The 24,678-nt window shown below is 70.6% G+C and carries 18 protein-coding genes; 16 read left to right on the forward strand and 2 right to left on the reverse strand.

Annotated features, from left to right (window positions below; translation table 11 throughout):
* Nucleotide 1: 1 nt before the first annotated feature.
* Together ACESM1_RS03590 and ACESM1_RS03595 are read right to left on the reverse strand one after the other, a co-directional pair.
* The gene (locus ACESM1_RS03590) at nucleotides 2-1,567 is read right to left on the reverse strand and encodes an exopolysaccharide biosynthesis polyprenyl glycosylphosphotransferase (RefSeq protein WP_372617791.1); all 1,566 of its coding nucleotides are present in this window, start codon (nucleotides 1,565-1,567) and stop codon (nucleotides 2-4) included.
* A gap of 15 nt (nucleotides 1,568-1,582) precedes the next feature.
* Nucleotides 1,583-2,047 (reverse strand): GtrA family protein, encoded by a 465-nt coding sequence (locus tag ACESM1_RS03595; RefSeq protein WP_372617793.1) that lies wholly within the window; start codon nucleotides 2,045-2,047, stop codon nucleotides 1,583-1,585.
* A gap of 178 nt (nucleotides 2,048-2,225) precedes the next feature.
* Here ACESM1_RS03595 and ACESM1_RS03600 point away from each other — a divergent pair, with 178 nt between their 5' ends.
* From ACESM1_RS03600 to ACESM1_RS03675, 16 genes are all read left to right on the forward strand, one after another.
* Entirely contained in the window at nucleotides 2,226-3,038 is an 813-nt protein-coding gene (locus ACESM1_RS03600; RefSeq protein ID WP_372617794.1) for an NAD(P)-dependent oxidoreductase, read from the forward strand.
* A complete protein-coding gene (locus ACESM1_RS03605; RefSeq protein ID WP_372617796.1) occupies nucleotides 3,035-4,561 on the forward strand; it encodes an aldehyde dehydrogenase family protein in 1,527 nt (508 codons plus the stop codon). The genes ACESM1_RS03600 and ACESM1_RS03605 overlap by 4 nt, the downstream gene beginning before the upstream one ends.
* A 56-nt stretch (nucleotides 4,562-4,617) precedes the next feature.
* Nucleotides 4,618-6,231, forward strand: coding sequence for an ABC transporter substrate-binding protein (locus tag ACESM1_RS03610; protein WP_372617798.1), 1,614 nt, complete (start codon nucleotides 4,618-4,620; stop codon nucleotides 6,229-6,231).
* 116 nt (nucleotides 6,232-6,347) lie between these two features.
* On the forward strand, nucleotides 6,348-7,952 hold the full coding sequence (locus ACESM1_RS03615; RefSeq protein ID WP_372617800.1) for an ABC transporter substrate-binding protein: 1,605 nt from the start codon (nucleotides 6,348-6,350) through the stop codon (nucleotides 7,950-7,952).
* A 139-nt stretch (nucleotides 7,953-8,091) separates the two neighbouring features.
* Nucleotides 8,092-9,684 (forward strand): ABC transporter substrate-binding protein, encoded by a 1,593-nt coding sequence (locus tag ACESM1_RS03620; RefSeq protein WP_372617801.1) that lies wholly within the window; start codon nucleotides 8,092-8,094, stop codon nucleotides 9,682-9,684.
* 23 nt (nucleotides 9,685-9,707) lie between these two features.
* Nucleotides 9,708-11,303, forward strand: a complete 1,596-nt coding sequence (locus ACESM1_RS03625) for an ABC transporter substrate-binding protein (RefSeq protein WP_372617803.1) — start codon at nucleotides 9,708-9,710, stop codon at nucleotides 11,301-11,303.
* Between the two features lie 197 nt (nucleotides 11,304-11,500).
* Entirely contained in the window at nucleotides 11,501-13,099 is a 1,599-nt protein-coding gene (locus ACESM1_RS03630) for an ABC transporter substrate-binding protein (protein WP_372617805.1), read from the forward strand.
* 64 nt (nucleotides 13,100-13,163) lie between these two features.
* Nucleotides 13,164-14,105, forward strand: a complete 942-nt coding sequence (locus ACESM1_RS03635) for an ABC transporter permease (protein ID WP_372617806.1) — start codon at nucleotides 13,164-13,166, stop codon at nucleotides 14,103-14,105.
* On the forward strand, nucleotides 14,102-15,031 hold the full coding sequence (locus ACESM1_RS03640; protein ID WP_411278356.1) for an ABC transporter permease: 930 nt from the start codon (nucleotides 14,102-14,104) through the stop codon (nucleotides 15,029-15,031). Before ACESM1_RS03635 ends, ACESM1_RS03640 begins: the two co-directional genes overlap by 4 nt.
* Before the next feature lie 5 nt (nucleotides 15,032-15,036).
* On the forward strand, nucleotides 15,037-16,029 hold the full coding sequence (locus ACESM1_RS03645; RefSeq protein ID WP_372617808.1) for an ABC transporter ATP-binding protein: 993 nt from the start codon (nucleotides 15,037-15,039) through the stop codon (nucleotides 16,027-16,029).
* The gene (locus tag ACESM1_RS03650) at nucleotides 16,026-17,069 is read left to right on the forward strand and encodes an ABC transporter ATP-binding protein (protein ID WP_372617810.1); all 1,044 of its coding nucleotides are present in this window, start codon (nucleotides 16,026-16,028) and stop codon (nucleotides 17,067-17,069) included. The genes ACESM1_RS03645 and ACESM1_RS03650 overlap by 4 nt, the downstream gene beginning before the upstream one ends.
* A gap of 114 nt (nucleotides 17,070-17,183) precedes the next feature.
* A complete protein-coding gene (locus ACESM1_RS03655; protein WP_372617812.1) occupies nucleotides 17,184-17,786 on the forward strand; it encodes a CHRD domain-containing protein in 603 nt (200 codons plus the stop codon).
* 87 nt (nucleotides 17,787-17,873) lie between these two features.
* Entirely contained in the window at nucleotides 17,874-18,377 is a 504-nt protein-coding gene (locus ACESM1_RS03660) for a (2Fe-2S)-binding protein (RefSeq protein ID WP_372617814.1), read from the forward strand.
* 33 nt (nucleotides 18,378-18,410) lie between these two features.
* Nucleotides 18,411-20,801: a xanthine dehydrogenase family protein molybdopterin-binding subunit gene (locus ACESM1_RS03665; protein WP_372617816.1), complete on the forward strand. Its 2,391-nt coding sequence runs from the start codon at nucleotides 18,411-18,413 to the stop codon at nucleotides 20,799-20,801.
* 12 nt (nucleotides 20,802-20,813) lie between these two features.
* The gene (locus ACESM1_RS03670) at nucleotides 20,814-21,611 is read left to right on the forward strand and encodes an FAD binding domain-containing protein (protein ID WP_372617817.1); all 798 of its coding nucleotides are present in this window, start codon (nucleotides 20,814-20,816) and stop codon (nucleotides 21,609-21,611) included.
* Between the two features lie 177 nt (nucleotides 21,612-21,788).
* The gene (locus ACESM1_RS03675) at nucleotides 21,789-24,605 is read left to right on the forward strand and encodes a PAS domain S-box protein (RefSeq protein ID WP_372617819.1); all 2,817 of its coding nucleotides are present in this window, start codon (nucleotides 21,789-21,791) and stop codon (nucleotides 24,603-24,605) included.
* Nucleotides 24,606-24,678: the final 73 nt, after the last annotated feature.

Genomic DNA, 24,678 nt, shown 5'->3' on the forward strand with positions numbered 1-24,678 from the left:
CTCAGCAGGCGTTCCGCATGCGCACCACCACCAGCAAGGTGCGCAGGATGATGATGAAATCAAGCCAGAGTGACCAGCGTGCGATGTATTCCAGGTCGCTCTCGACCCGCCGGAGGATCTGGTCCTCGCTGGGCGTGGGGCCACGGAAGCCGCGCACCTGCGCCAGCCCGGTGAGGCCGGGCTTCACCCGGTGGCGCGCCGCGTAGTTGGCCACCACCTCGTCGAAGCGGCGGTTGCCGGCGCGGGTGCCGGGCGCGTGCGGGCGCGGGCCGACGAAGCTCATCTCCCCGCGCAGCACGTTGAAGAGCTGTGGCAGCTCGTCGAGCGAGGTGCGCCGCAGGATGGCGCCCACGCGCGTCACCCGTGGATCGCCGTGCAGCACCTGGCGCATCGCCTCGTGATCGGTCTCGTCCTCGTACATCGTGCGGAACTTGAAGACATCGAAGAACTGGTCGTTGAACCCGGTGCGGCGCTGGCGGAACAGCACCGGGCCGGGGCTGTCGAGCTTCACCGCCAGCGCGATCAGCAGCATCGGCACCGCCGCGACCGCCAGCGCCGTGCCGGCCAGCAGGTAGTCCGACACGAACTTGAGCAGCGCGGAAACGCCGGAGATCGGCCGTGCGCAGAGCAGCGGCGGCACCACCGGCTCGCCCTCCTGGCCGAGCCTTGCCGCCATCAGGTCGGGCGCCAGCCGCAGCTCGACCGGCAGCGCGGAGAGCTGCTCGACGAGCGCATTGATGCGCCCCTCCGACGACCAGGGCAGCGCGATCACCACCACGTCGAGCTCGCCACGGCGGATCATCGCGGTGAGCTGCGCCAGGCCACCGAGCATCGGCAGGCCGGCAGGCGGCTCCACGCCGCGCCCGCCGCGTTCATCCGCCAGCCCGATCAGATCAAGGCCGGCGGGGTCGCGGCGCAGCGCGGCGGCGAGGCGCGCGGCCTGCGGGCCGGCGCCGAGGATGGCGGTGCGGCGGGCGGTGCGCGGCATGCGCCGCATCATCGCGGCGGTGCCGGCGCGGCCGACCAGCAGGCCGAAGCCGGCGATGCCGAAGGCCGCCGCCAGCCAATCCGGCGTGATCCGCCACAGTGCACCGAAGGCGGCCGCCGCCGCGAGCGTCACCGCCAGCGCAGCGAGGCCCGCGGTGCCGATCCGGCGGAACTGGCGCCGGCCGCTGAACAGGAGCGGATGCGCGTAGGCACCGGTCATGAAGCCGCATCCCAGCGTCAGCGAGGCCGCCAGCAGCGTCACGCCGGTGTGACGCGCGAAGCCCGGGTCGGTCAGCGCATCCGCACCCAGGCCGGCGGCGACCAGCACCGCCATGTCGAGCAGCATGACCAGCGCGGCCAACAGCGCCGGCGCCAGCGGCCGGGGTCGCCGCCGCAGCGCGTCGTTCGCAGCGGTCCGGGTGAAGGCAGCCTCGTGGAGTCCCGGCCGAAGCGGCCGGACGCCGGCGAGGTCGGTGCCGGGGAAGGGATGGACAACCTCCGCGCCACGCACCACTCCCGGTTCCGAGAGGGTGCCCTTGGGGCGCAGGTTCGTATCGGCCTTGGGGGTCGCTGCGCGCATCCGTGGCTATCTTGGTCAGGGGTCCGGTGCGCGTTTGACGGCACCGAAGACGAAACGTCGCGACAGGAGAAAGTTTCCGCTCATCCCCGCCAGGGCCCCGGCGGCGACGCCGATCACCGGATGCTGTGCGACGGAGGACACACCAGCGACCAACGCGGCGTAAGTACCGTAGTTGAATGCGAAGCCGACAAGGTTGACGAGGACGAAGACCCCCCATTGCCGCAGTGCCGCGCCCTCGCCCAGGCCGCGGAAGGTCCAGGCTCGGTTGAGCGCCCAGGTTGTCGTCGCCGCCGCCAGGTAGGACACCGCCCGCCCACCATAAAGCCCGAAACCGGCCGCCAGCCCCGCATAGAGCACCGCGGTATCCACCACGAAGCCGATGGTGCCCACCACGCCGAAGCGCAGGAACTGCAGCAGCGTGCGGCTGCGCGCATCCCCGATCAGCACGACAAGGCGGTGGGTGAGGGCGAGGTCGGACATCGGGCTCCTCTGCTGCGGCGCAGCATGCCGCGTACCGCGATGCCTCTCAAACCACGCTCTGGTGACGGAAGGAAGGCGTGGCCGTGACCTGGACGTGGCCTGCCTGGACGGCAAGGGACGGGGCTGCAAGGGTGCGGCGCACAAGAGCTGGGCAGGTGGATGGATGCGGATCGGGCTGGTGGGCCTCGGGAGGATGGGCGCGGCGATGGCAGGGCGGCTCGCCGCGACCGGGGCGGAAGTCGCGGGCTTCGACCTCGACCCGGCGCGCTCCGGCGTCCGGCGGCTGGAGGAGGCGGCGGCTCCCGTCGTGATCCTCTCCCTGCCGGAGGAGAAGGCGGTGGCTGCCGTGCTGGACGCGCTGCTGCCGGTGCTGCCGCCGGCCGCCGTGATCGCCGACACCTCCACCATCTCGCCGCTCGCCGCGCGCGGCTTCGCCGGCCGGGTGGCGGAGGCGGGCCATGCCTATCTCGATGCGCCGGTCTCCGGCGGCCCGGCCGGCGCGGCGGCGGGCACGCTGACGCTGATGCTCGGCGGCGAGGCGGCGGCGCTCGAGCAGGCGCGCCCGGCGCTGGAACGCGTCGCGGCGCGCATCGTCCATGTCGGCGGCCCCGGCGCCGGGCAGGTGGCGAAGCTGGTCAACAACCTGTTGGTGGCGACGCATCTGGTCGTCGCCGGCGAGGCGTTGCGCCTCGGCGCGCTGGCGGGCGTGTCGCCCGAGGCGCTGCTGCCGGTGGTCAACGCCGCCTCCGGCCGCTCCGCCGCGACCGAGGTCAACCTGCCGCGATGGGTGCTCTCCGGCGCCTTCGATTCCGGCTTCACCGCCGGGCTGATGCGCAAGGATGTGCGGCTGGCACTCGATCTCGCTCGCGCCGTCGGCGCCGACCCGGCCGCCTGCGCCCGCGCCGCCGCGGTGTGGGAGGAGGCGCCGGTCGGCGATGCCGAGGATTTCAACCGCCTGGTCGCCGCCATCCTGGAAGGAGCGCAGGCGTGAACGCCTTCGCGGCCGCCGCCGTCGTGCGGCAGGGGGTGCAGGCGCTGCTCGGAGGGCGCGTCGGCAGCCTGGTGGATGGCGCGATCCAAGAAGGGCAGGGCGCGGCGATCGCCTTGCAGGATCCGGCGACCGGCGGCGCGCTGCTCGACTATGCGGATGCCGGCGGTGAGATCGCGCGCGCCGCCGCCGCCGGTGCGGCGAAGGCGCAGCGCGGCTGGATCGCGCTGCCCGCCGCCGAGCGCGGTCGCCGCCTGTGGGCGCTCGGCGCGCTGGTGCGGCGCGAGGCGGAGGCGCTGGCGCAACTCGAATGCGCCAACACCGGCAAGCCGATCCGCGATTGCCGTGGCGAAGTCTTCCGAGTTGCCGAGATGGCCGAGTACTGGGCGGGGTGGTGCGACAAGATCGAGGGGCGGACCATTCCCGTGCCTTCCGGCCACCTCGTCTATGTCCGGCGCGAGCCCTTCGGGGTGGTGCTGGCGATCACACCGTGGAATGCGCCGCTCTTCACCTGCGGGTGGAACGTGCTGCCGGCGCTGGCGGCGGGCAATGCGGTGGTGCTGAAGCCCTCCGAATACACGCCGCTGACCTCGCTCGCCTTCGCGCGGCTCGCCTTGGAGGCGGGACTGCCGGAGGGTCTCGTGCAGGTTGTGGCGGGGCTAGGCGGCACCAGCGGCGCGGCGCTGCTGGCGGCGCCGGAGGTCGCGATGGTGACCTTCGTCGGCGGACCCGCCACCGGCGCGCGCATCGCCGCCGCCTGCGCCGCGCGGACCATCCCCTGCGTGCTGGAGCTTGGCGGCAAGAGCGCCAACATCGTGTTCGACGATGCCGACCTGCCGCTGGCGGTGCAGGGTGCGCAGCAGGCGATCTTCGCGGGGTCCGGCCAGAGCTGCGTCGCCGGCTCGCGCCTGCTGGTGAGCCGCAGCCTGCATGACCGTTTCGTCGCGGCCCTGGCGGAGGCGTCACGGCGCATTGCGCTCGGCGACCCGCTGGAGCCCGCGACCGAGGCGGGGCCGGTCTGCAATGCGCGGCAATTCGCCCACGTCGCCGCGCTGATCGAGGCCGGGCGGCAGGAGGGTGCGCAGCTGCTCGCCGCGCCGCGCGATGCGGCGCTGCCCGAAGGTGGGTTCTGGGTGCCGCCGACCATCCTCGCCGGCGTGACCAACGCCGCGCGCGTGGCCCAGGAAGAAATCTTCGGCCCCGTCGTCGCCACGATTCCCTTCGCGGACGAGGCGGAGGCGATCGCATTGGCCAACGCCACCGGCTTCGGCCTGGCGGGCGCGGTCTGGACCCGCGATGTCGGCCGCGCGCATCGCGTCGCGGCGGCGGTCAGGGCCGGCACCTTCTGGGTGAACGGCTACCGCACCATCCATGTCAGCGCGCCCTTCGGCGGCTTCGGCGCCTCAGGCCATGGCCGCTCCTCCGGCATCGAGGCGCTGCAGGCCTACACCCAGTCCAAGGCGGTCTGGGTGGACACGGCGGCGGCGCCGGCGCTCGGCTTCGGGCACCGGCCAACGGGCTATTGAGGAATACCCGCCGCCCCGGCTAGCCTTGGCGCAACCGCACCCTGGGAGAGACCTCCATGCTTCGACGCGAGCTGCTGAAGGGCGCGGCCCTGGCCGCCGCACCCGCCGGTCTGTCGCGCTTCGCCATCGCGCAGCCCGCAGCCGCGCGGACGCTGAAATACGTGCCGCACGCCAACCCCGGCAACATCGATCCCTTCACCAACACCGCCTTCGTCGCCCGCGACCATGCCTTCCTGGTGTTCGACCAGCTCTACGGCATGAACGAGCGCTTCGAGGCGCAGCCGCAGATGGTGCAGGGCCATGTCGTCGAGAATGATGGCCTGCTCTGGCGCTTCACGCTGCGCGAGGGGCTGAAGTTCCACGACAACACGCCGGTACGCGGGCGCGACTGCGTCGCCTCCATCGCGCGCTGGGGCAAGCGCGACGCCTTCGGCCAGGAGCTGATAGCGCGCGTGGCGGAGATGAAGGAGGAGAGCGACCGCGTCTTCTCCATCCGCCTCAACCGCCCCTTCCCGAAGATGATCGAGGCCTTCTCCAAGGTCACGACAAGCTGCCTGTTCGTGATGCCGGAGCGGCTGGCGAATGTGGACGCGTTCCAGAACATCACGGAGGCGGTGGGCAGCGGGCCCTATCGCTTCGTCGCCAGCGAATGGGTGCCCGGCTCGCGCCTGGCCTACACGAGGAACCCGGACTACGTGCCGGTCTCCGGCGGCCAGCCGAGCATGACGGCCGGACCGAAGGTCGCGCATTTCGACCGCGTGGAGTGGCACATCATCCCCGACCACTCGACGGCGGCGGCCGCCCTGCAATCCGGCGAGATCGACTGGTGGGAGCAGCCGACGGCGGACCTCTTCCCCGTCTTCATGCGCGGCGCGAATGCCCGCAACATCGCCGTGGACATCATCAACAGTTCCGGCCTGATCGGAATCTTCCGCCCCAATCACCTGACCGCGCCCTTCGACAACCCCGCGGTGCGCCGCGCGGTGCTGACCGCGATCAACCAGATCGACTTCATGACCGCGGTGATCGGCGAAACCGGCGTGCAGGGCCGGCCCAACCTGCGGCGCGAGGGCATCGGCTATTTCGCGCCGGAAAGCCCTTCGGCCTCCGCCGTCGGGCTCGACCGGCTGAAGAAGAACGTGGATGCCGCGCGGTCCGAGTTGCAGGCGGCCGGCGCCATGGGCGCAAAGCTGGTGGTGCTGAACGCCACCGACCTCGCCTCGATCAACGCGGCCTCCCTGGTCGGCGCCGACCTGTTCAGCCGCATGGGCTTCAACGTGGACCTGGTCAGCACGGACTGGGGCACGCTCGTTGCGCGCCGCGCGAGCAAGAACCCGCTGGAGCAGGGCGGCTGGAGCGGCTTCTTCACCTTCTGGTCCGGCGTGGACCATTGGAACCCGGCAAGCCACGCCTCGATCCGCGGCCATGGCGCCAATGCCTGGCCGGGCTGGCCGACCATCCCCGCCATCGAGCAGCAGCGCAACGCCTGGTTCGACGCGCCGGACGAGGCCGCCGCGAAGGCCGCGACGACGGAGATGCAGCGCATCGCCTTCGACGAGGTGCCCTATGTCCCCACCGGGATGTACTACCAGCCCACGGCCTATCGCCGGAACCTCACCGGCATGCTCAAGGGTCAGCCGCCGCTGTTCTGGAACATCCGCCGGGCCTGATACCGAAGGTTGCACGCCGCACTGTCCCGCGCCCCTTGCGCGGGACGCCGGCTTGCGGTTGATGATCGGCCGCCGGCGCGGGCAGCCTGCGCCGGCCCATCAGGAGGCTCACTTCGATGCTGCGACGCCAACTCCTTGGCGGCACGGGGGCGCTGATCGGCGCCTCGGCCATCGGCGCGCCCGCGCTCGGGCAGGGCACCGGCGGTGCCGCGCGGGTGCTGAAATTCATCCCGCAGGCGGATGTGGCGGTGCTGGACCCGATCCTCACCACCGCCTACGTCACCCGTAACCACGCCTACATGATCTGGGACACGCTCTACGGCTTTGACGCCGACTACACGGCGCAGCCGCAGATGGTGGAAGGCCACACGATCGAGGATGACGGCAAGCGCATCACCATGCGCCTGCGCGAGGGGCTGAAGTTCCACGATGGCGAGCCGGTGCGCGCGCGGGACGCCGTGGCCTCGATCCGCCGCTGGGCGGCGAGGGATGCGCTGGGCCAAGTGCTGATGACGCAGGTGGACGAGCTCGCCGCCGCCGACGACCGCACCATCACCTGGCGCCTGAAGCGCGCCTTCCCGCTGCTGTTCGAGGCGCTGGGCAAGCCCTCCACCCCTGTCTGCTTCATCATGCCGGAGCGGCTGGCGAGCCAGGATCCGAACCGGCCCATCACCGGCGACCTCATCGGCTCCGGCCCGTTCCGCTTCGCTGCCGATGAGCGCGTGCCCGGTGCCCGCGTGGTCTACACGCGCTTCGCCGACTACGTGCCGCGCGCCAGCGGCGACGCCTCCTGGACGGCGGGTCCGAAGCGCGTGCATTTCGACCGCGTCGAGTGGCACGTCACGCCCGATGCGGCGACCGCCGCCGCCGCGCTGCAGAACGGCGAGATGGATTGGTGGGAGCAGCCGACCGCCGACCTCCAGGCGCTGCTGCGCCGCAACCGCAACGTGACGCTGGAGATCCCGGACCCGACCGGGCTGATGGCGATCGCCCGCTTCAACCATCTGCACCCGCCCTTCGACAAGCCGGCGGTGCGCCGCGCGCTGCTCGGCGCGGTGCAGCAATCCGATTTCATGACGGCGGTGATCGGCACCGATCGTAGCCTGTGGCGCGAAGGCGTGGGCTTCTTCCCGCCGGGCACGCCGCTCGCCTCCGATGCGGGGCTCGAGGCGATCACCGCGCCGCGCGACATGGACAAGGTGAAGCGCGACCTCGCTGCCGCCGGCTACAACGGCGAGAAGGTGGTGCTGATCGCCGCCTCGGACTTCCCGAGCCTCAACGCGCTGGCGCAGGTGGCGAACGACATGATGCGCCGCGCCGGGATGAACGTGGACTATGTCTCGACCGACTGGGGCACGGTGGTGCAGCGCCGTGCCAGCAAGGAGGCGCCGGAGCGCGGTGGCTGGAACATGTTCTGCACCTTCTGGTCGGGCGTGGACATGTTCAACCCTGGCGTCCACCAGAGCCTGCGCGGGCACGGCCAGCAGGCGTGGTTCGGCTGGCCGACCATTCCGCGCATCGAGGAGCTGCGCCAGGCCTGGTTCGACGCACCGGACCTCGCCGCGCAGCAGCAGGTGGCGCGGCAGATCCAGGAAGTGGCCTTCCAGGAGGTGCCGTATCTGCCGCTCGGCCAGTATTTCCAGGCGACAGCCTATCGCCGCGGCCTGACCGGCGTGCTGAAGGGCCTGCCGCTGTTCTGGAACGTGCAGCGCAGCGCCTGACGGCCACACGCACGCGTGAGACGAGGGCGAGAGATGGGCGCCGCCGCGGGGGGACCTGCGGCGGCGCTTCGCATTCCGGGGCTTGCGAAGCCCGCGAGGTGATGATCCCATCTGCGGCAATGCAATGGGAGGCATCCACGTGAACCGACGCGACCTCGTCAAGGGCGCCGCCGCCGGCGCATCCCTCGCCGCGCTGCCGCGCTTCGGCATCGCACAGCCGGCGCGCAGCCGCGTGCTGAAGTTCGTGCCGCAGGCCAATCTCGCGGTCCTCGACCCGATCTGGACCACGGCCTACATCACCCGCAATCACGGCTACATGATCTACGATACGCTCTACGGCATCGACGGGCAGTTCCGCGCCCAGCCGCAGATGGCCGAGGGCATGTCGGACGAGAATGGCGGCCGGGTCGTTACCATCACCATCCGCCAGGGCCCGAAGTTCCACGACGGCACGCCGGTGCTGGCGCGTGACGCGGTGGCCAGCCTCAAGCGCTGGATGCGGCGCAGCCCGATGGGCCAGAAGCTCAACGACTTCACCGACGAGCTCGTGGCGGTCGACGACCGGCGCCTGCAGTTCCGGCTGAAGCAGCCCTTCCCCCTGCTCGCCCAGGCGCTCGGCAACCTCGGCGCGCCGATCCCCTTCATCATGCCCGAGCGGGTCGCGCTGACCGATCCCTTCACCCAGATCCGCGAGACGATCGGCAGCGGCCCGTACCGCTTCAAGGCGGACGAGTTCAACTCCGGCAGCATGGTCGTCTATGAGCGCAACCCGGAGTACAGCCCGACGCCGGTGAACGCCGAGGGCATGACCGCCGGGCCGAAGCTCGTGCATTTCGACCGCGTGGAGTGGCACATCATCACCGATGCCGCGACCTCCGCCGGCGCGCTGCAGACCGGCGAGATCGACTGGTACGAGCAGCCGCCGCCGGAGATCCAGGAGCTGCTGCGCCGCCAGCGCAACGTGAAGGTCGAGCCGATCGACCCGCTGCCGCTGACCGGCATCATGCGCCTGAACCACCTGCACCCGCCCTTCGACAAGAAGGAGATGCGGCAGGCGATCCTGCCCGCGGTGGACCAGAAGGACTTCATGATCGCCATCGTCGGCCCGGAGGAGAGCCAGTACCGCACCGGCACCGGCCTGTTCACGCCGGGCTCGCCGCTGGCCAACGATGCCGGCATGGATGTGCTGACCGGGCCGCGCAGCATCGACCGCGCGAAGCAGATGCTGAAGGACGCCGGCTACACCGACCAGCTCATCCGTTTGATCGGCTCCACCGACATCCTGGCACCGACCGCGATGACGCAGGTCGCGGTGGACATGTTCCGCCGCTTGGGCGTGAACTTCGACCCCGTGCTGACCGACTGGGGCACGGTGGTGCAGCGCCGCGCGAGCAGGGAGCCGCTGGAGAATGGCGGGTGGTCGGTGTTCTGCACCGCCTTCGCCTCCTTCGACTTCCTCGATCCCGCCGGGCATTATCCCCTGCGCGGGAACGGGCGCAATGCCTGGTTCGGCTGGCCGACCATCCCGCGGCTCGAGGAGCTGCGCGACCAGTGGTTCGTCGCGCCCGACCTCGACGTGCAGAAGCGCATCGCGCGGGAGATGCAGCAGGTGGCCCTCGACGAGGTCGCGTATATCCCGCTGGGATCGTACATGCAGAACACCGCCCTGAACCGCAACCTGACGGACAGGGTTGAAGGGTTCGCGATCTTCTGGGACATCAAGCGGGCCTGAGCAATCATCGAAGGGGGAAGGTGATGAAGCGCCGCACATTGCTGGCGGGGATCGCGGCGGGGGCGGCGATGCCGGCCCTGCCATCGGCGCCGGCCATCGCGCAGGGCGCCGCGGCGCGCACGCTGCGCTTCGTGCCGCAGGCGAACCTCGCCAGCCTGGACCCGATCTGGTCCACCGCCGTCGTGGTCCGCAACCACGGGCTGATGGTGTACGACACGCTCTACGGGCTCGGTTCGGATTTCCGCCCGCGGCCGCAGATGGCCGCGGGCCACGAGATCACCGATGACGGCAGGCGCTGGACCATCACGCTCCGCCCCGGCCTGCGCTTCCACGATGGCGAGCCGGTGCGCGCCGCCGACTGCGTCGCCTCGATCCGCCGATGGGCGAAGCGCGACGTGCTCGGCCAGCGGCTCGACGCGCTGCTTGATGAGATCCGCGCGGTCGACGACACGCGGTTCGAGATGCGGATCAAGAAGCCCTGGCCTGGCCTCGCCTTCGCCTTCGGCAAGCCCTCGGCCAACATGTGCGCGATCATGCCGGAGCGGGTGGCGCGCACCGATCCCTTCACGCAAATCACCGAGACGATCGGCAGCGGTCCGTTCCGCTTCCTCGCGGATCAGTTCCGCCCCGGCGATCGCGTGGCATATGAACGCTTCGCGCAGTACCAGCCGCGGCAGGAGCCGGTGGACTTCCTCGCCGGCGGAAAGGTCGTGCATTTCGACCGCGTGGAATGGATCGTCATGCCCGATCCCTCCACCGCGTCCGCGGCGCTGCAGAACAACGAGGCGGATTGGTGGGAAACGCCGCTGCCGGACCTGCTGCCGCTGCTGCGCCGCAACCGCGACATCACGGTGGATCTGGTGAACACCGCCGGCAACCTCGGCGTGATGCGGTTCAACTTCCTGCATCCGCCCTTCGACAACCCGGCGGTGCGCCGCGCCCTGCTGCCGGCGGTGGACCAGACCGCCTTCATGAACGCCGCGATGGGCACCGACCCCTCGCTGTTCCGCGTGCCGGCGGGCGCCTTCACGCCCGGCACGCCGCTGGCCAACGATGCCGGGCTAGAGGTGCTGAGCGCGCCGCGCGACATCGAGGCGGCACGGCGGATGCTGCGCGAGGCCGGCTACCGCAACGAGCGCGTGGTGATGCTCTCCGCCACCGACCTGCCGGTGCTGCAGAGCCTGGCAGAAGTCGCCGCCGACCTGCTCCGCCGCGTCGGCTTCAATGTGGACCTGCAGGCGATGGACTGGGGCACGCATATCCAGCGCCGCACCAATCGCGGCCCGGTGGACCAGGGCGGCTGGAGCCTGTTCTGCACCACCTGGGAAGGGCTCGATGTCTCGGTGCCCGGCAGCCACCAGCCGATCCGCGGCCATGGCGCGCCTGCCTGGGCCGGCTGGCCGACCATTCCGCGTCTCGAGGAACTGCGCGAGGCTTGGTTCGAGGCGCCCGACCTCGCCGCCGAGCGCCGCATCGCCGAGGAGATGCAGCGCGTGGTCTGGCAGGAGGTGCCGTTCATCCCCCTCGGCCAGGTGCTGCCCTCCATGGCTTACAGGCGCAGCATCACCGGTGTCGTGAAGGGTGGCCCTGCGCTGTTCTGGGGCGTGCGTCGCGCCTGAACCCGGGTGGCTGGAGTATCGTGGCGGGCGCCCGCATGCAGCGGCGCGCGCGTGGCACGGCGCGTGCTGGGGTGAGGAGCCGGAGTCGTGGTGCCCCCGCCTTCGCTGCCGTTTCGTGACGGCGGGACGCTGGCGCGCCGCACAGGATTAGGGCAGTTTGCCCCGAACGGGGCAGAAGAGACGTGGGAGATAACACAGTGGATCGCAGATCCTTCCTCAAGGCTGGTGTTGCCGCCGGCGCGGTCGCCGCGGGCGCCGGGCTGTCCGCCCCAGCCTTCAGCCAGGCCGCCAACCGCCGGCTGCGCTTCGTGCCGCAGGCCAACCTCGCGAATTTCGACCCGATCTGGGGCACCCAGTACGTGGTCCGCAACGCCTCCGCGATGGTGTGGGACACGCTGTACGGCGTGGACAACACGCTGACCCCGCGCCGCCAGATGGTCGAGGCCGAGGAGCATTCGCCGGACTTCAAGGTCTGGACCTTCCGCCTGCGCCCCGGCCTGCGCTTCCATGACGGCGAGCCGGTGCTGGCGAAGGACGTGGTCGCGAGCCTGACGCGCTGGGCCGTGCGCGACCCGATGGGCCAGATGATCCGCGCCATCCAGGACGAGCTCGCAGCGGTGGATGACCGCACGGTGCGGTGGACGCTGAAGCAGGGCTTCCCGAAGATGCTCTGGGCGCTCGGCAAGACCAACACGCCGATCGCCTTCATCATGCCGGAGCGGATCGCGAAGACCGACCCGTTCCAGCAGATCGCCGAGTATGTCGGCTCCGGCCCGATGCGCTTCCTGCGCGATGAATGGGTGCCGGGCGCGAGCGCGGCCTTCGCGCGGTTCGAGCAGTACCAGCCGCGCGAGGATGCCGGCTCCTGGCTCGCCGGCGCCAAGCGCATGATGGTGGACCGGGTGGAATGGGTGGTGATGCCCGACCCCGCCACCGCCTCCGCCGCGCTGCAGAACGGCGAGGTGGATTGGTGGGAGAACCCGATCTCCGACCTGGTGCCGGTGCTGCGCCGCAACCGCCGGATCCAGGTGGACATCGCCGATCCGCTCGGCAACATCGGCAGCTTCCGGATGAACCACCTGCATGCGCCCTTCAACAACGTGAAGGCGCGGCGCGCGATCCTGATGGCGATGAGCCAGGAGGACTACATGCGCGCGCTGGTGGGTGACGACAACAACCTCTGGAAGCCGCTGCCGGGGTTCTTCACGCCGGGCACGCCGCTCTACACCGAGGCTGGCGGCGATATCCTGAAGGGTCGCCGGGATCTCGATGCGGCCAAGCGACTGCTGGCGGAGAGCGGCTATTCGGGCCAGCCGGTCACCTGCCTCGTCGCACAGGATCAGCCGATCACCAAGACGCAGGGCGACGTCACCGCCGACCTGCTGAAGCGGCTCGGCATGAATGTGGACTTCATCGCCACCGACTGGGGCACCGTCGGCCAGCGCCGCGCCATGAAGAATCCGCCCGACCAGGGCGGCTGGGCGATGTTCCATACCTGGCATGCCGGCGCGGATTGCGTGAACCCCGCCTCCTACAACGCGGTGCGCGGCACCGGTGACCGCGCCTGGTTCGGCTGGCCGACCAGCACCGCGACCGAGGCGGCGATCGACGAATGGTTCGCCGCGCCGAACCTCGATGCGGAGAAGCAGGCCATCGCCAAGGTGAACACTGCGGCGATGGAGGATGTGGTCTACGCGCCCACCGGCTTCTTCCTCACCTACCAGGGCTGGCGCAGCAATGTCAGCGGCATCCAGAAGGGGCCGCTGCCCTTCTTCTGGGGCGTCTCCAAGTCGTAAGTGCCGGGGCCGCCGGGCGGCGCTTGTGTCGTCCAGCGGCCCTTTGCAGAGCAGGCAGGATTAGATGTTCGCTTACGTCGTCCGGCGCGTGCTCGCCACCATCCCCGTCATGGCGGTGGTGGCGCTGTTCGTGTTCTCCCTTCTCTACATCGCGCCGGGTGACCCGGCCGCGGTGATCGCCGGCGACCAGGCGACGCCGCAGGATGTCGAGCGTATCCGCGAGAGCCTCGGCCTCGACCGTCCCTACCTCGTGCGCTTCGGCGCCTGGGTCTGGGACATCCTGCGCGGCGATCTCGGCGTCTCCATCTTCACCAACCTGCCGGTCAGCCGGATGATCCAGCAGCGGATCGAGCCGACGCTGTCGCTGATGGTGGTCACGCTCATCCTGGCGATCAGCATCGCGGTGCCGATGGGCGTGGTGGCGGCCTGGAAGCAGGGCACCCTCATCGACCGCGCGGTGATGGCGTTCGCGGTGCTCGGCTTCTCGGTGCCGGTCTTCGTCGTCGGCTACCTGCTCGCCTACTACTTCGCGCTGGAGTGGGACCTGCTGCCGGTGCAGGGCTACACGCCCTTCGCCGAGGGCTTCTGGCCCTGGCTCGAGAACCTGATCCTGCCTTCGATCGCACTGGGGTCGGTCTACATCGCACTGATCGCGCGGATCACCCGCGCGACCATGCTCGAAGTGCTGCAGCAGGACTACATCCGCACCGCGCGCGCCAAGGGCGTCGGCCAGCGTTCCATCCTGTTCGTGCACGCGCTGAAGAATGCCGCGGTGCCCATCGTCACGGTGATCGGCATCGGCATCGCGCTGCTGATCGGCGGCGCGGTGGTGACGGAAAGCGTCTTCGCCATTCCCGGCCTCGGCCGCCTGACGGTGGACGCGATCCTGCGGCGCGACTATCCGGTGATCCAGGGCGTGATCCTGCTGTTCAGCTTCGTCTATGTGCTGGTGAACCTGGTCATCGACCTGCTCTACACCCTGTTCGATCCGAGGATCCGGTATTGAGCACGCTCCTCGCCCCGGGTGGCGCCGCCACCCTTCCGCATGAGGTCGCGGCCGCGGCCCCGATGCCGGACATCATGCCGCCCGTGAAGCCGAAGAAGGGCTTCATCGGCTTCCTGCGGCGCAACCCGACCATCGCCATCGGCGGCTTCCTGGTGCTGCTGATGATCGGCGTCGCGGTGTTCGCGCCCTTCCTGTTCACCAAGGACCCCACCGCGCTGGCGCCGGCGCTGCGCACGCGCGAGCCTTCGGAGCGGTGGTGGTTCGGCACCGACATGCTGGGCCGCGACGTCTATTCGCGCGTGCTCTACGGCACGCGAGTTTCGCTGACCGTGGGCTTCGCGGTGGCGTTCTTCGCCTCGCTGATCGGGCTCGCGATCGGGCTGGTCTCCGGCTTCATCCGGGTGGCGGATGCGATCATCATGCGGATCATGGACGGGATGATGTCCATCCCCTCCATCCTGCTGGCGATCGCGCTGATGGCGCTGACGCGGGGTTCGGTCGGCAACGTTATCCTGGCGATCACGGTGGCGGAGATCCCCCGCGTCTCGCGCCTGGTGCGCGGCGTGGTGCTCTCGCTGCGCGAGCAGCCCTATGTGGATGCCGCGGTCGCGGCGGGCACGCGCACGCCGGTGATCATCCTGCGCCACATCCTGCCCAACACGCTGGCGCCGCTGACCGTGCAGGCCACCTATATCTGCGCCTCGGCGATGATCACCGAGGCCATTCTTTCCTTCATCGGCGCCGGCACGCCGCCGATCATCCCCTCCTGGGGCAACATCATGGCCGAGGGCCGTGCGCTCTGGCAGGTGAAGCCCTACATCGTGTTCTTCCCGGCGGTGTTCCTCTCGATCACGGTGCTGGCGGTGAACCTGCTCGGCGACGGGCTGCGCGACGCCCTCGATCCGCGCATGGCGAAGAGGCTGTAAGACAGATGGCGCTCCTCGAGGTCGAGAACCTCCAGACCCATTTCCGCACGCCGGACGGCATCAACCGTGCGGTGGACGGCGTCTCCTTCCACGTCGAATCGGGTGAGACGCTGGCGATCGTCGGCGAGAGCGGTTGCGGCAAGTCCGTCACCGCCATGTCCATCCTGCGCCTGATCCCCGAACCGCCGGGCAAGATCGCCGGCGCGGTGCGGCTCAACGGGAAGAACCTGCTGGACCTGTCGGATCGCGAGATGCGCCAGATCCGCGGCAACGACATCAGCATGATCTTCCAGGAGCCGATGACCAGCCTGAACCCGGTGCTGACCGTGGGACGGCAGATCGGCGAGACGCTTGGCCTGCACCAGGGGCTGTCCAGGCAGCAGGCCGAGGACCGCGCGGTGGAGATGCTGAACCTCGTCGGCATCCCCGAAGCGAAGCGGCGCGTCAAGGAATACCCGCACCAGCTCTCTGGCGGCATGCGCCAGCGGGTGATGATCGCCATCGCGCTCGCCTGCAATCCGAAGTTGCTGATCGCCGACGAGCCGACCACCGCACTCGACGTCACCATCCAGGCGCAGATCCTCGACCTGATGCGCGACCTGAAGCACACCGTGGGCGCGGCCATCGTGCTGATCACCCACGACCTCGGCGTGGTGGCCGAGGTCGCGGAGCGGGTGGTCGTGATGTATGCCGGCAAGAAGGTGGAGGAGGCACCGGTCGGCCCGTTGTTCCGCAACCCCCGCCATCCCTACACGCAGGGGCTGCTCGGCTCCGTGCCGAAGCTCGGTTCCTCGCTGACCGGCCATGAGACGCGGCTGGCCGAGATTCCCGGCCTGGTGCCGAGCCTGAAGGCGAAGATCCCGGGCTGCGTCTTCGCCTCGCGCTGCCCGCATGCGACCGATCTCTGCACCGCAGTCGCGCCGGCGCTGGAGCAGAAGGCGCCGGGGCATGTCGCCGCCTGCCACTACGCACCGCGTGAGGGAGCCCTCGCGGCATGAGCACCCCCCTGCTGCAGGTCAACGACCTCAAGAAGCACTTCCCGATCCGCGCCGGCTTCCTCGGCGGCACCACCGGCTATGTCTATGCGGTTGACGGCGTCTCCTTCGACATCGCGAAGGGCGAGACGCTGGCACTGGTCGGCGAATCCGGCTGCGGCAAGTCCACCGTCGGCAAGGCGCTGCTGCGCCTGTTCGACATCACCGCCGGGCAGGTGATCCTGGACGGCACGCGCATCGACGACATGGCCGCCGGCACGCTGCGGCCGCTGCGCCGGCGCATGCAGGTGGTGTTCCAGGATCCGTTCAGCTCGCTCAACCCGCGCATGCGGGTGCGGGACATCCTGGCCGAGCCGATCCGCAATTTCGGCCTGGCCCGCAGTGCCGCCGACCTCGAGGAGAAGGTCGCCGCGCTGATGGACAAGGTCCGTCTGCCGCGCGATGCGGTGAACCGTTGGCCGCACGAATTCTCCGGCGGCCAACGACAGCGCATCGGCATCGCGCGCGCGCTAGCGGCCGACCCCGACCTGATCATCTGCGACGAGGCGGTCTCCGCGCTCGACGTCTCGGTGAAGGCGCAGATCGTCAACCTGCTGCAGGATCTGCAGAAGGAGCTCGGCCTGGCGCTGCTGTTCATCAGCCATGACCTGGCGATCGTCGAGCACATGACGCATCGCGTCGCTGTGATGTATCTCGGCAAGATCGTCGAGGTGGCGCCGAAGCGCAGCCTCTTCGCGGCGCCGAAGCACCCCTATACTGAGGCGCTGCTCTCCGCCGTGCCGGTGCCGGAGCCCGGTGCGGCACGGGAGCGGATCATCCTCAAGGGCGACGTGCCGAGCCCGATCAACCCGCCCAAGGGCTGCCGCTTCCACACCCGCTGCCAGTACGCCTTCGACCGCTGCCGGGTGGAGGAGCCCCCGCTGCGCACCGTGGCGGATGCGGTCGGCGCGGGGCATGTCGCCGCCTGCCACCTGCATGACCGGCCGGCAGCGGAGAACCCGCTGGCGGGATCCAAGGGCGCGGCGCTGCTCGCGGTGGCGTAAGCCCGCCTCCGGGGGGCGCTGCCTACGGCACCCGGCATGCGATACGATAATGTGATGTTCCGTTCGCGGTTACGAATCATGTAGCGTGCCGCCGGCAAACAGGGGTGCATCGGCATGCGAGCGGTTCTCTACGGCAGCGCGGCGATGCTGCTCGGGCTTGGCTTCGGCCTCACGCCCCTCCGGACGGCCGCGGCCGCGCCCATGGTGTTCACCACCGTGCTGGGGCCGGAGGCGCCTGGCGCGACGGGGTCCGGCAATGGCACGGTCGTCGTCGATCCGGTCGCGAACACGCTGTCGGTGAGCTTCGATTTCAGCGGCCTGTCCGGCGTGACGACGGTGGCGCATATCCATTGCTGCACCGCCTCTCCCGGCACCGGGACGGTCGGCGTGGCGGTCACGCCCGGCACGCTGACGGGCTTCCTGCCAGGGTTCATGGCCGGCACCTACAGCAACAGCTTCGACACCGAGGCTGCCGCGACCTATGCTGCCGGGTTCTTGACGGGTTCCGGCGGCGGCACGCCGGCGGGGGCGGAGGCGGCGCTGATTGCCGGGATGCTCGCAGGCACCGCCTACATCAATATCCACAGCTCGACCTTCGGCGGCGGCGAAATCCGCGGCTTCCTCACCGCCGTGCCGGAGCCGGCCTCTCTTGGCCTGTTCGCGGTCGGCCTGGCGGGCTTCGCGGCTCTTCGCCGGCGGCGCACTCCGGCCGCTTGACGGCCGGCCGGGCGAAGGCGACTCTCCCCAATCGAAACGCTGCCCCCACATGGCGGGGGCAGCCCGGGAATCCGAGGGAGACGCGCGATGCCGCAGGTGACGCTGACGGTCAACGGCACGAAACACACCGTGGAGGTCGAGGCGCGCACGCTCCTGGTCGAGCTGCTGCGCGAGAAGCTGCGCCTGACGGGCACGCATGTCGGCTGCGATACCAGCCAGTGCGGCGCCTGCGTCGTGCACATGGGTGGCGACAGCATCAAGGCCTGCACCATCCTCGCCGTGCAGTGCGAGGGCGCGGACGTGACCACCATCGAGGGTCTGGCCGCGGCCGACGGCACGCTGCACCCGATGCAGGAGGCGTTCCGCGAGTATCACGCCCTGCAATGCGGCTTCTGCACGCCGGGCATGGTCATGTCGGCGATCGACCTGGTGAACAAGCACCCGGGCGGCCTCTCCGAGCAGGAGATCCGCGAGGGGCTCGAGGGCAACATCTGCCGCTGCACCGGCTACCACAACATCGTCAAGGCGATTGCCGCCGCGGCCGATGTGATGCAGGGCCGCCGCAGCGAACTCGCCCGGGCGGCCGAATAAGCGCCGAAGGCGCATCGGGGAGGAAACAGAACAATGAACGTCGCAGCGCCCTTCGAGGGCATCGGCGCCTCCGTCCGGCGCAAGGAGGATTTCCGCTTCCTCGCCGGCCGCGGGCAGTACACCGACGACATCAACCGTCCCGGCCAGACCCACGCCTTCATCCTGCGCAGCCCGCACGCCCATGCCGAGATCAAGGGCATCGACATCGCGGCGGCGAAGGCGATGCCGGGCGTGCTCGCCATCTTCACCGGCGAGGACATGGCGGCCGAGAAGATCGGCGGCCTGCCTTGCGGCTGGCAGATCCACAACAAGGACGGCTCGCCGATGGCCGAGCCGCCGCATCCCGTGATCGCGGTCGGCAAGGCGCGCCATGTCGGCGATCCGGTCGCCGTGGTGATCGCCGAGACGAAGCAGCAGGCGCGCGACGCCGGCGAGGCGATCGTGGTGGAGTACAACCCGCTGCCCGCCGCCGCGACGATGGAGCAGGCGCTGAAGCCCGGCGCACCGCAGATCCATGAGGGGGCGCCCGGCAACCTCTGCTACGACTGGCACATCGGCGACAAGGCGGCGCAGGAAGCGGCCTTCGCGGGCGCGCACAAGGTCATCCGCTTCGAGACCACCAACAACCGCCTGGTGCCGAACGCGATGGAGCCGCGCGCGGCGATCGGCGAATGGGATGCGCAGAGCGGCGACTACACCCTCTACACCACCAGCCAGAACCCGCATGTGATCCGGCTTCTGATGGGCGCCTTCGTTCTCAACATCCCGGAATCGAAGCTGCGCGTGGTCGCACCCGATGTGGGCGGCGGCTTCGGCAGCAAGATCTACCACTACGCCGAGGAGGCGATCGTCACCTGGGCATCCGCCAAGGTGAGGCGGCCGATCAAGTGGACCGCCGAGCGCACGGAATCCTTCATGTCCGACGCGCATGGCCGCGACCATGTGTCGAAGGCCGAACTCGCGGTGGATGCACAGGGAAAGATCCTCGGCCTCAAGGTCCACACCCACGCCAACATGGGCGCCTATCTCTCCACCTTTGCGCCCTGCGTGCCGACCTATCTCTACGCCACGCTGCTGGCGGGTGTGTACGCCACGCCGGTGATCTATGCCGAGGTGAAGGCGGTGTTCACCAACACCGTCCCGGTGGACGCCTATCGCGGCGCCGGGCGGCCGGAGGCGACCTATCTGCTGGAGCGGCTGATGGATGTCGCGGCGGCCGAGCTTGGCCTCGACCGCGTCGAGTTCCGGCGCAAGAACTTCATCCCGGTGGACGCCTTCCCCTATCAGACGCCCGTCGCGCTGCAATACGACAGCGGCAACTACTTCGCGACGCTCGATGCCGCGCTGGAAGCGGCCGACTGGAAGGGGTTCGAGGCACGGCGCGCGGCGGCCGCCGCGAAAGGCAAGCTGCGCGGCATCGGGATCAGCACCTATCTCGAAGCCTGCGGCATCGCCCCCTCGGCAGTGGTGGGCAGCCTCGGCGCGCGCGCGGGCCTCTACGAGGTCGGCACCATCCGCGTGCACCCGACCGGCAGCGTGACGGTCCTCACCGGCGCGCACAGCCACGGCCAGGGGCATGAGACCACCTTCGCGCAGCTCGTCTCCGACCGGCTCGGCGTGCCGGTCGCGAATGTGGACATCGTCCATGGCGACACCGCCAAGGTGCCGTTCGGCATGGGCACCTACGGCTCGCGCAGCCTTGCGGTCGGCGGCTCGGCGATGTTCAAGGCGATGGACAAGATCATCGCCAAGGGCAAGCGCATCGCCGCCCACCTGATGGAAGCCAGCGTCGAGGATGTCGAGTTCGACCGCGGCACCTTCCGCGTCGCGGGGACCGACAAGACCAAGACGCTGACCGACGTCAGCCTCGCCGCCTACGTGCCGCACAACTACCCGATCGAGGAGATCGAGCCGGGTCTCGAGGAGACCGCCTTCTACGACCCGAAGAACTTCACCTACCCCGGCGGCTGCCACATCGCCGAGATCGAGATCGACCCCGACACCGGCAAGGTCTCGATGGTGAACTTCACTGCGGTGGACGATGTCGGGCGCGTCATCAACCCGATGATCGTCGAGGGCCAGGTGCAGGGCGGCATCGCACAGGGCATCGGCCAGGCGCTGCTGGAAAGCGCCATCTACGACGACCAGGGCCAGCTGATCAGCGGCTCCATGATGGACTACACCATGCCGCGCGCGGACGATCTGGCGCCGGTCAGCGTGGCCACGCACACCACGCTCTGCACGCACAACCCGCTTGGCGTGAAGGGCTGCGGCGAGGTGGGTGCGATCGGCTCGCCGCCCGCGGTCATGAATGCCGTGGTGGACGCGCTGAAGGAGTACGGCGTGCGCCACATCGAGATGCCGGCGACGCCGGCGAAGATCTGGAACATCATCAATGGCGGCCGCCGCATGGCGGCGGAGTGAGGGAGCCCCACCATGTATGACTTCAGCTACCACAAGCCCTCTTCGGTCGCCGACGCGGTGAAGCTGCTGGCGGCGGACCCGGATGCGCGCGCCATCTCCGGCGGCATGACGCTGCTGCCGGCGCTGAAGCTGCGGCTGAACAAGCCGAGCGCGGTGGTGGACCTCTCCGGCATCGCCGAACTGCGCGGCGTGAAGCGGGAGGGCAACACCATCGTCATCGGCGCGCTGACGAAGCACTACGAGGTCGCGACCTCCGCCGAGGTGAAAGCCGCGATCCCGGCGCTCGCCTGGATGGCCAGCACGATCGGCGACACCCAGGTGCGCAACCGCGGCACCATGGGCGGCTCGGTCGCCAACAACGACCCCTCGGCCGACTACCCGGCGGCGCTGCTGGCACTCGGCGCGACGATCCAGACGGACAAGCGCAAGATCAGCGCCGACGACTTCTTCCAGGGCATGTTCGCCACCGCGCTGGATGTCGGCGAGATCGTCACCGCCGTCCACATCCCGGTGCCCGAGAAGGCCGGCTACGCCAAGATGAAGAACCCGGCCAGCCGCTACTCCATGGCCGGTGTCTTCGTCGCCAAGGGGCCGGCCGGCGTGCGGGTGGGCGTGAACGGCGCCGGCGCCGGCGGTGCCTTCCGCGCCACCGAGATGGAAGCGGCGCTCGCCGCCAACTGGTCGCCCGACGCGGTGGCGGGCATCAAGCTCGACGCCGGCATGATGAACGGGGACATCCATGGCAGCGCCGAGTATCGCGCGCATCTGGTCACGGTGATGGCCAAGCGCGCGGTCGCCAACGCGGGCTGATCCCGCTTCCCCGGCGCCCCCTCGGCGCCGGGATCACCTACGTGTGAAGTCCGGATGCCAGGAGCCGGGGCGCGAACTCGGCTGGCGCATTGCCACCGACGCGCGTTGAGGGCATGAGTCGCCGCCTTGGGCGTTGGCGCGGAGCCAACCCGAACCAAGCCGCGTGCGGACGGAGCCATGCCGGACACTGGGCCTGCTGCCGACCGCCGGCCTGCGCATGCGCCGGCCGGCGCTTCCGGTCCGGTGCGCCGGCTGCCGACCCTCGGGCCGGCCGGCCGCCGGCTTGCGGCGCTGCTCGGCGCCGTGCTGCTGCTCCTCGTCCTGGTTTTCGCCGGCGTCACCAGCCAGGACCATGATTCGGCGCTGGAGGAGGGCTGGGCGGTTGCGGAGCAGGCGGCGCTCGGCGCGGCCGAGCATGCGGATCGCAGCCTCGCTGCCGCGCGGCTCGTCGCCGACCGGGTCGGCGACGCCATGCGCCGCGACGGCCCGGGCGCCTTCCGCGATGCCGGCCATGCCGACTTCGTCGCCATCCTGCGCCACGCTCCGCAGATCGAGGCGCTCAAGGTGCTCGATGCGGCCGGCAACCTGGTCGCCAGCACGCTGGACCCGAGCCCGCCGCCGGCCAGCTTCGCCGACAGGGCCTATTACGCGCCGCTGCGCGCGGGGGCGGTCAGCCACCTGACCCCGATGCTGCGCGACAGCGCCAGCGGCACCTGGTTCTTCAGCTACAACCGCGCGGTGCGCGACCGCGGCGGCGTCCTTCTCGGCATCGTGCAGGCGGCGATGCGTGCCGGGGAGTTCCAGCGCTTCCAGCGCACCCTCGGCCTGGGCGAGAGGGGGCGGGTCGGGCTGTTCCGCACCGCCGACGGCGCACCGCTGATGCTGCATCCGCTGCCCGGCGGCCTGGACACGGCCGCCGGCCCGCCGCCCGCCGCACGCTTCGCGCCAACCGCCGCCGTGCTGCGCGCCGCCGCCGCCGGGGAGGCGCAGGCCGGCCGCTTCAAGGTGCGGCTGCCCGAGGGCGAGACACTGATGGTCGCCTGGCGCCTTGCCGGCAATGCGGGCCCGGTGCTTGCCGCGGCGGCGCTGCCGCGCACGCACGCGCTGGCCTCGTTCCGCCAGCGGCTCATGCGCAACGCGGCGCTGTTCAGCATCGCGGTCGGGGTGGTGATCGGCCTCGGCTGGCTGGTGGCGGCATCGCTGGCGCGCGGGGCGGAACTGCGCGACCGCGCCCAGGCCGGGCAGCGCGATCTCTCGGCGGTGCTGGAGGCGACCGGCGAGGGGGTCGTCGTGCTGGACCCCCGGTGGCGCATCGGATTCCTGAACACCCGTGCCGCCGAGGCGTTGGGCGACGGCGCCGACCTGACCGGGCGGATCCTGTGGGAGGCGCTGCCCGAACTGGTCGGCAGTCCGATCGCCGCCATCTGCGGCCAGACCATGCGGCATCGGGAGCGCGCCGTGGCGGAGGCGGACCTGCCACATCGCGGCCGCCGCTTCCGGGTGGAGAGCCATCCGCGCGAGGATGGCGGCATCGTCGCCTTCTTCCGCGACGTCACCGAGGAACACGCCGCCGCCGCCCGGCTGGCCGAGAGCGAGGCGCGGCTGCGCCAGGTGCTGGACAACCTCTTCGTCTTCGTCGGCGTGCTCGCGCCGGACGGCACGCTGCTCGAGGCCAACCGCGCGCCGCTCGAGGCCGCCGGGCTGACGCTGGCCGATGTGCGCGGCGTGCCGTTCTGGGACTGCTACTGGTGGGCCCACGATGCGGCGGTGCAGGCCCGGCTGCGCGAGGCCTGCGCCCGCGCCGCCGCCGGCGAGGCCTCGCGCTACGATGTCGCGGTGCGGATGGCCGGCGGCAGCCGGATGACGATCGACTTCCAGATCGCGCCGCTGTTCGATGCCGCCGGCCGGGTGACGCACCTGATCCCCTCGGCCACCGACATCACCGGCCGCAGCCAGGCCGAGGCGGCGCTGGCCGAGAGCGAGGCGCGGCTGCGCCTGGCGCAGGAGGCGGCCGAGGTCGGCGTGTTCGAACGCGTCATGCCTGGCGAGACGGCGCATTGGTCGGCCTCGATGTTCCGCCTCTACGGCCTCGATCCCGAAGGCCGCAGCCCCCTGGTCACGGCCGGCGAGCACCTGGCGCTGCTGCACCCGGCGGAGCGCGAGACGCATGCCGTGCGGCGGGCGGCGATGCGCGCCGACCCCTCGATCAGCCGCTTCGCGTACGAGTTCCGCATCATCCGTGCCGATAACGGCCAGATGCGCTGGCTGGCCAGCCGCGGCGAGGTGGTGCGCGACGCCGAGGGGAGCCCGGTGCTGGTGCGCGGCATCAACTACGACGTCACCGACCGTCGGCGGGCAGAGGAGCGCCAGCTGCTGCTGGCGCGCGAGGTTGACCACCGCGCGAAGAACGCGCTGGCGGTCGTGCAGGCGATCGTCGGGCTGACGCGCGATGCGGATCCGGAGCAGTTCCGCGCCGCCGTGACCGGCCGCATCGCCGCCATGGCGCGCGCGCACAACCTGCTGGCGCGTGAGGGCTGGGACGGCGCCGAGCTGCGCGAGCTGATCGAGGAGGAGATGGCGCCCCACCGTGCCGCCGCGCCGGGCGGGGCGGAGCGGGTGACGCTACACGGTCCGCCGGTTGCGCTCGGCGCCGGCGCGGCGCAGCCGCTGGCGATGGCGCTGCACGAGCTGGCGACCAATGCGGTGAAATACGGCGCCCTCTCCACCGCCGCCGGCACCGTCGCGATCGCCTGGGAGGCGACGGCGGAGACGGGGCTGCGCCTGAGCTGGATCGAGCGCGGCGGCCCGGTGCTGGAGGGGGCGCCGGCGCGGCGCGGCTTCGGCTCCTCCGTCATCCGCAACACGGTGGAGCGCCAGCTTGGCGGCGTGGTGCGGTTCGACTGGCCGCCGGAAGGGCTGGAGTGCCGGCTGACGCTGCCGGGCAACCAGCTGCGCTGGCCGTCGGCCGCCGAGCAGCCCCGCTCCGGCGGTTGATCGCCGGCTGCGCAACTGTCTTGACGGGCGAGCGCGCGCCGCTTTTTTTGGTCATCCCCCCGACTCGATGGGC

Source organism: Falsiroseomonas sp. (assembly GCF_041690465.1).
Lineage (GTDB): Bacteria > Pseudomonadota > Alphaproteobacteria > Acetobacterales > Acetobacteraceae > Falsiroseomonas.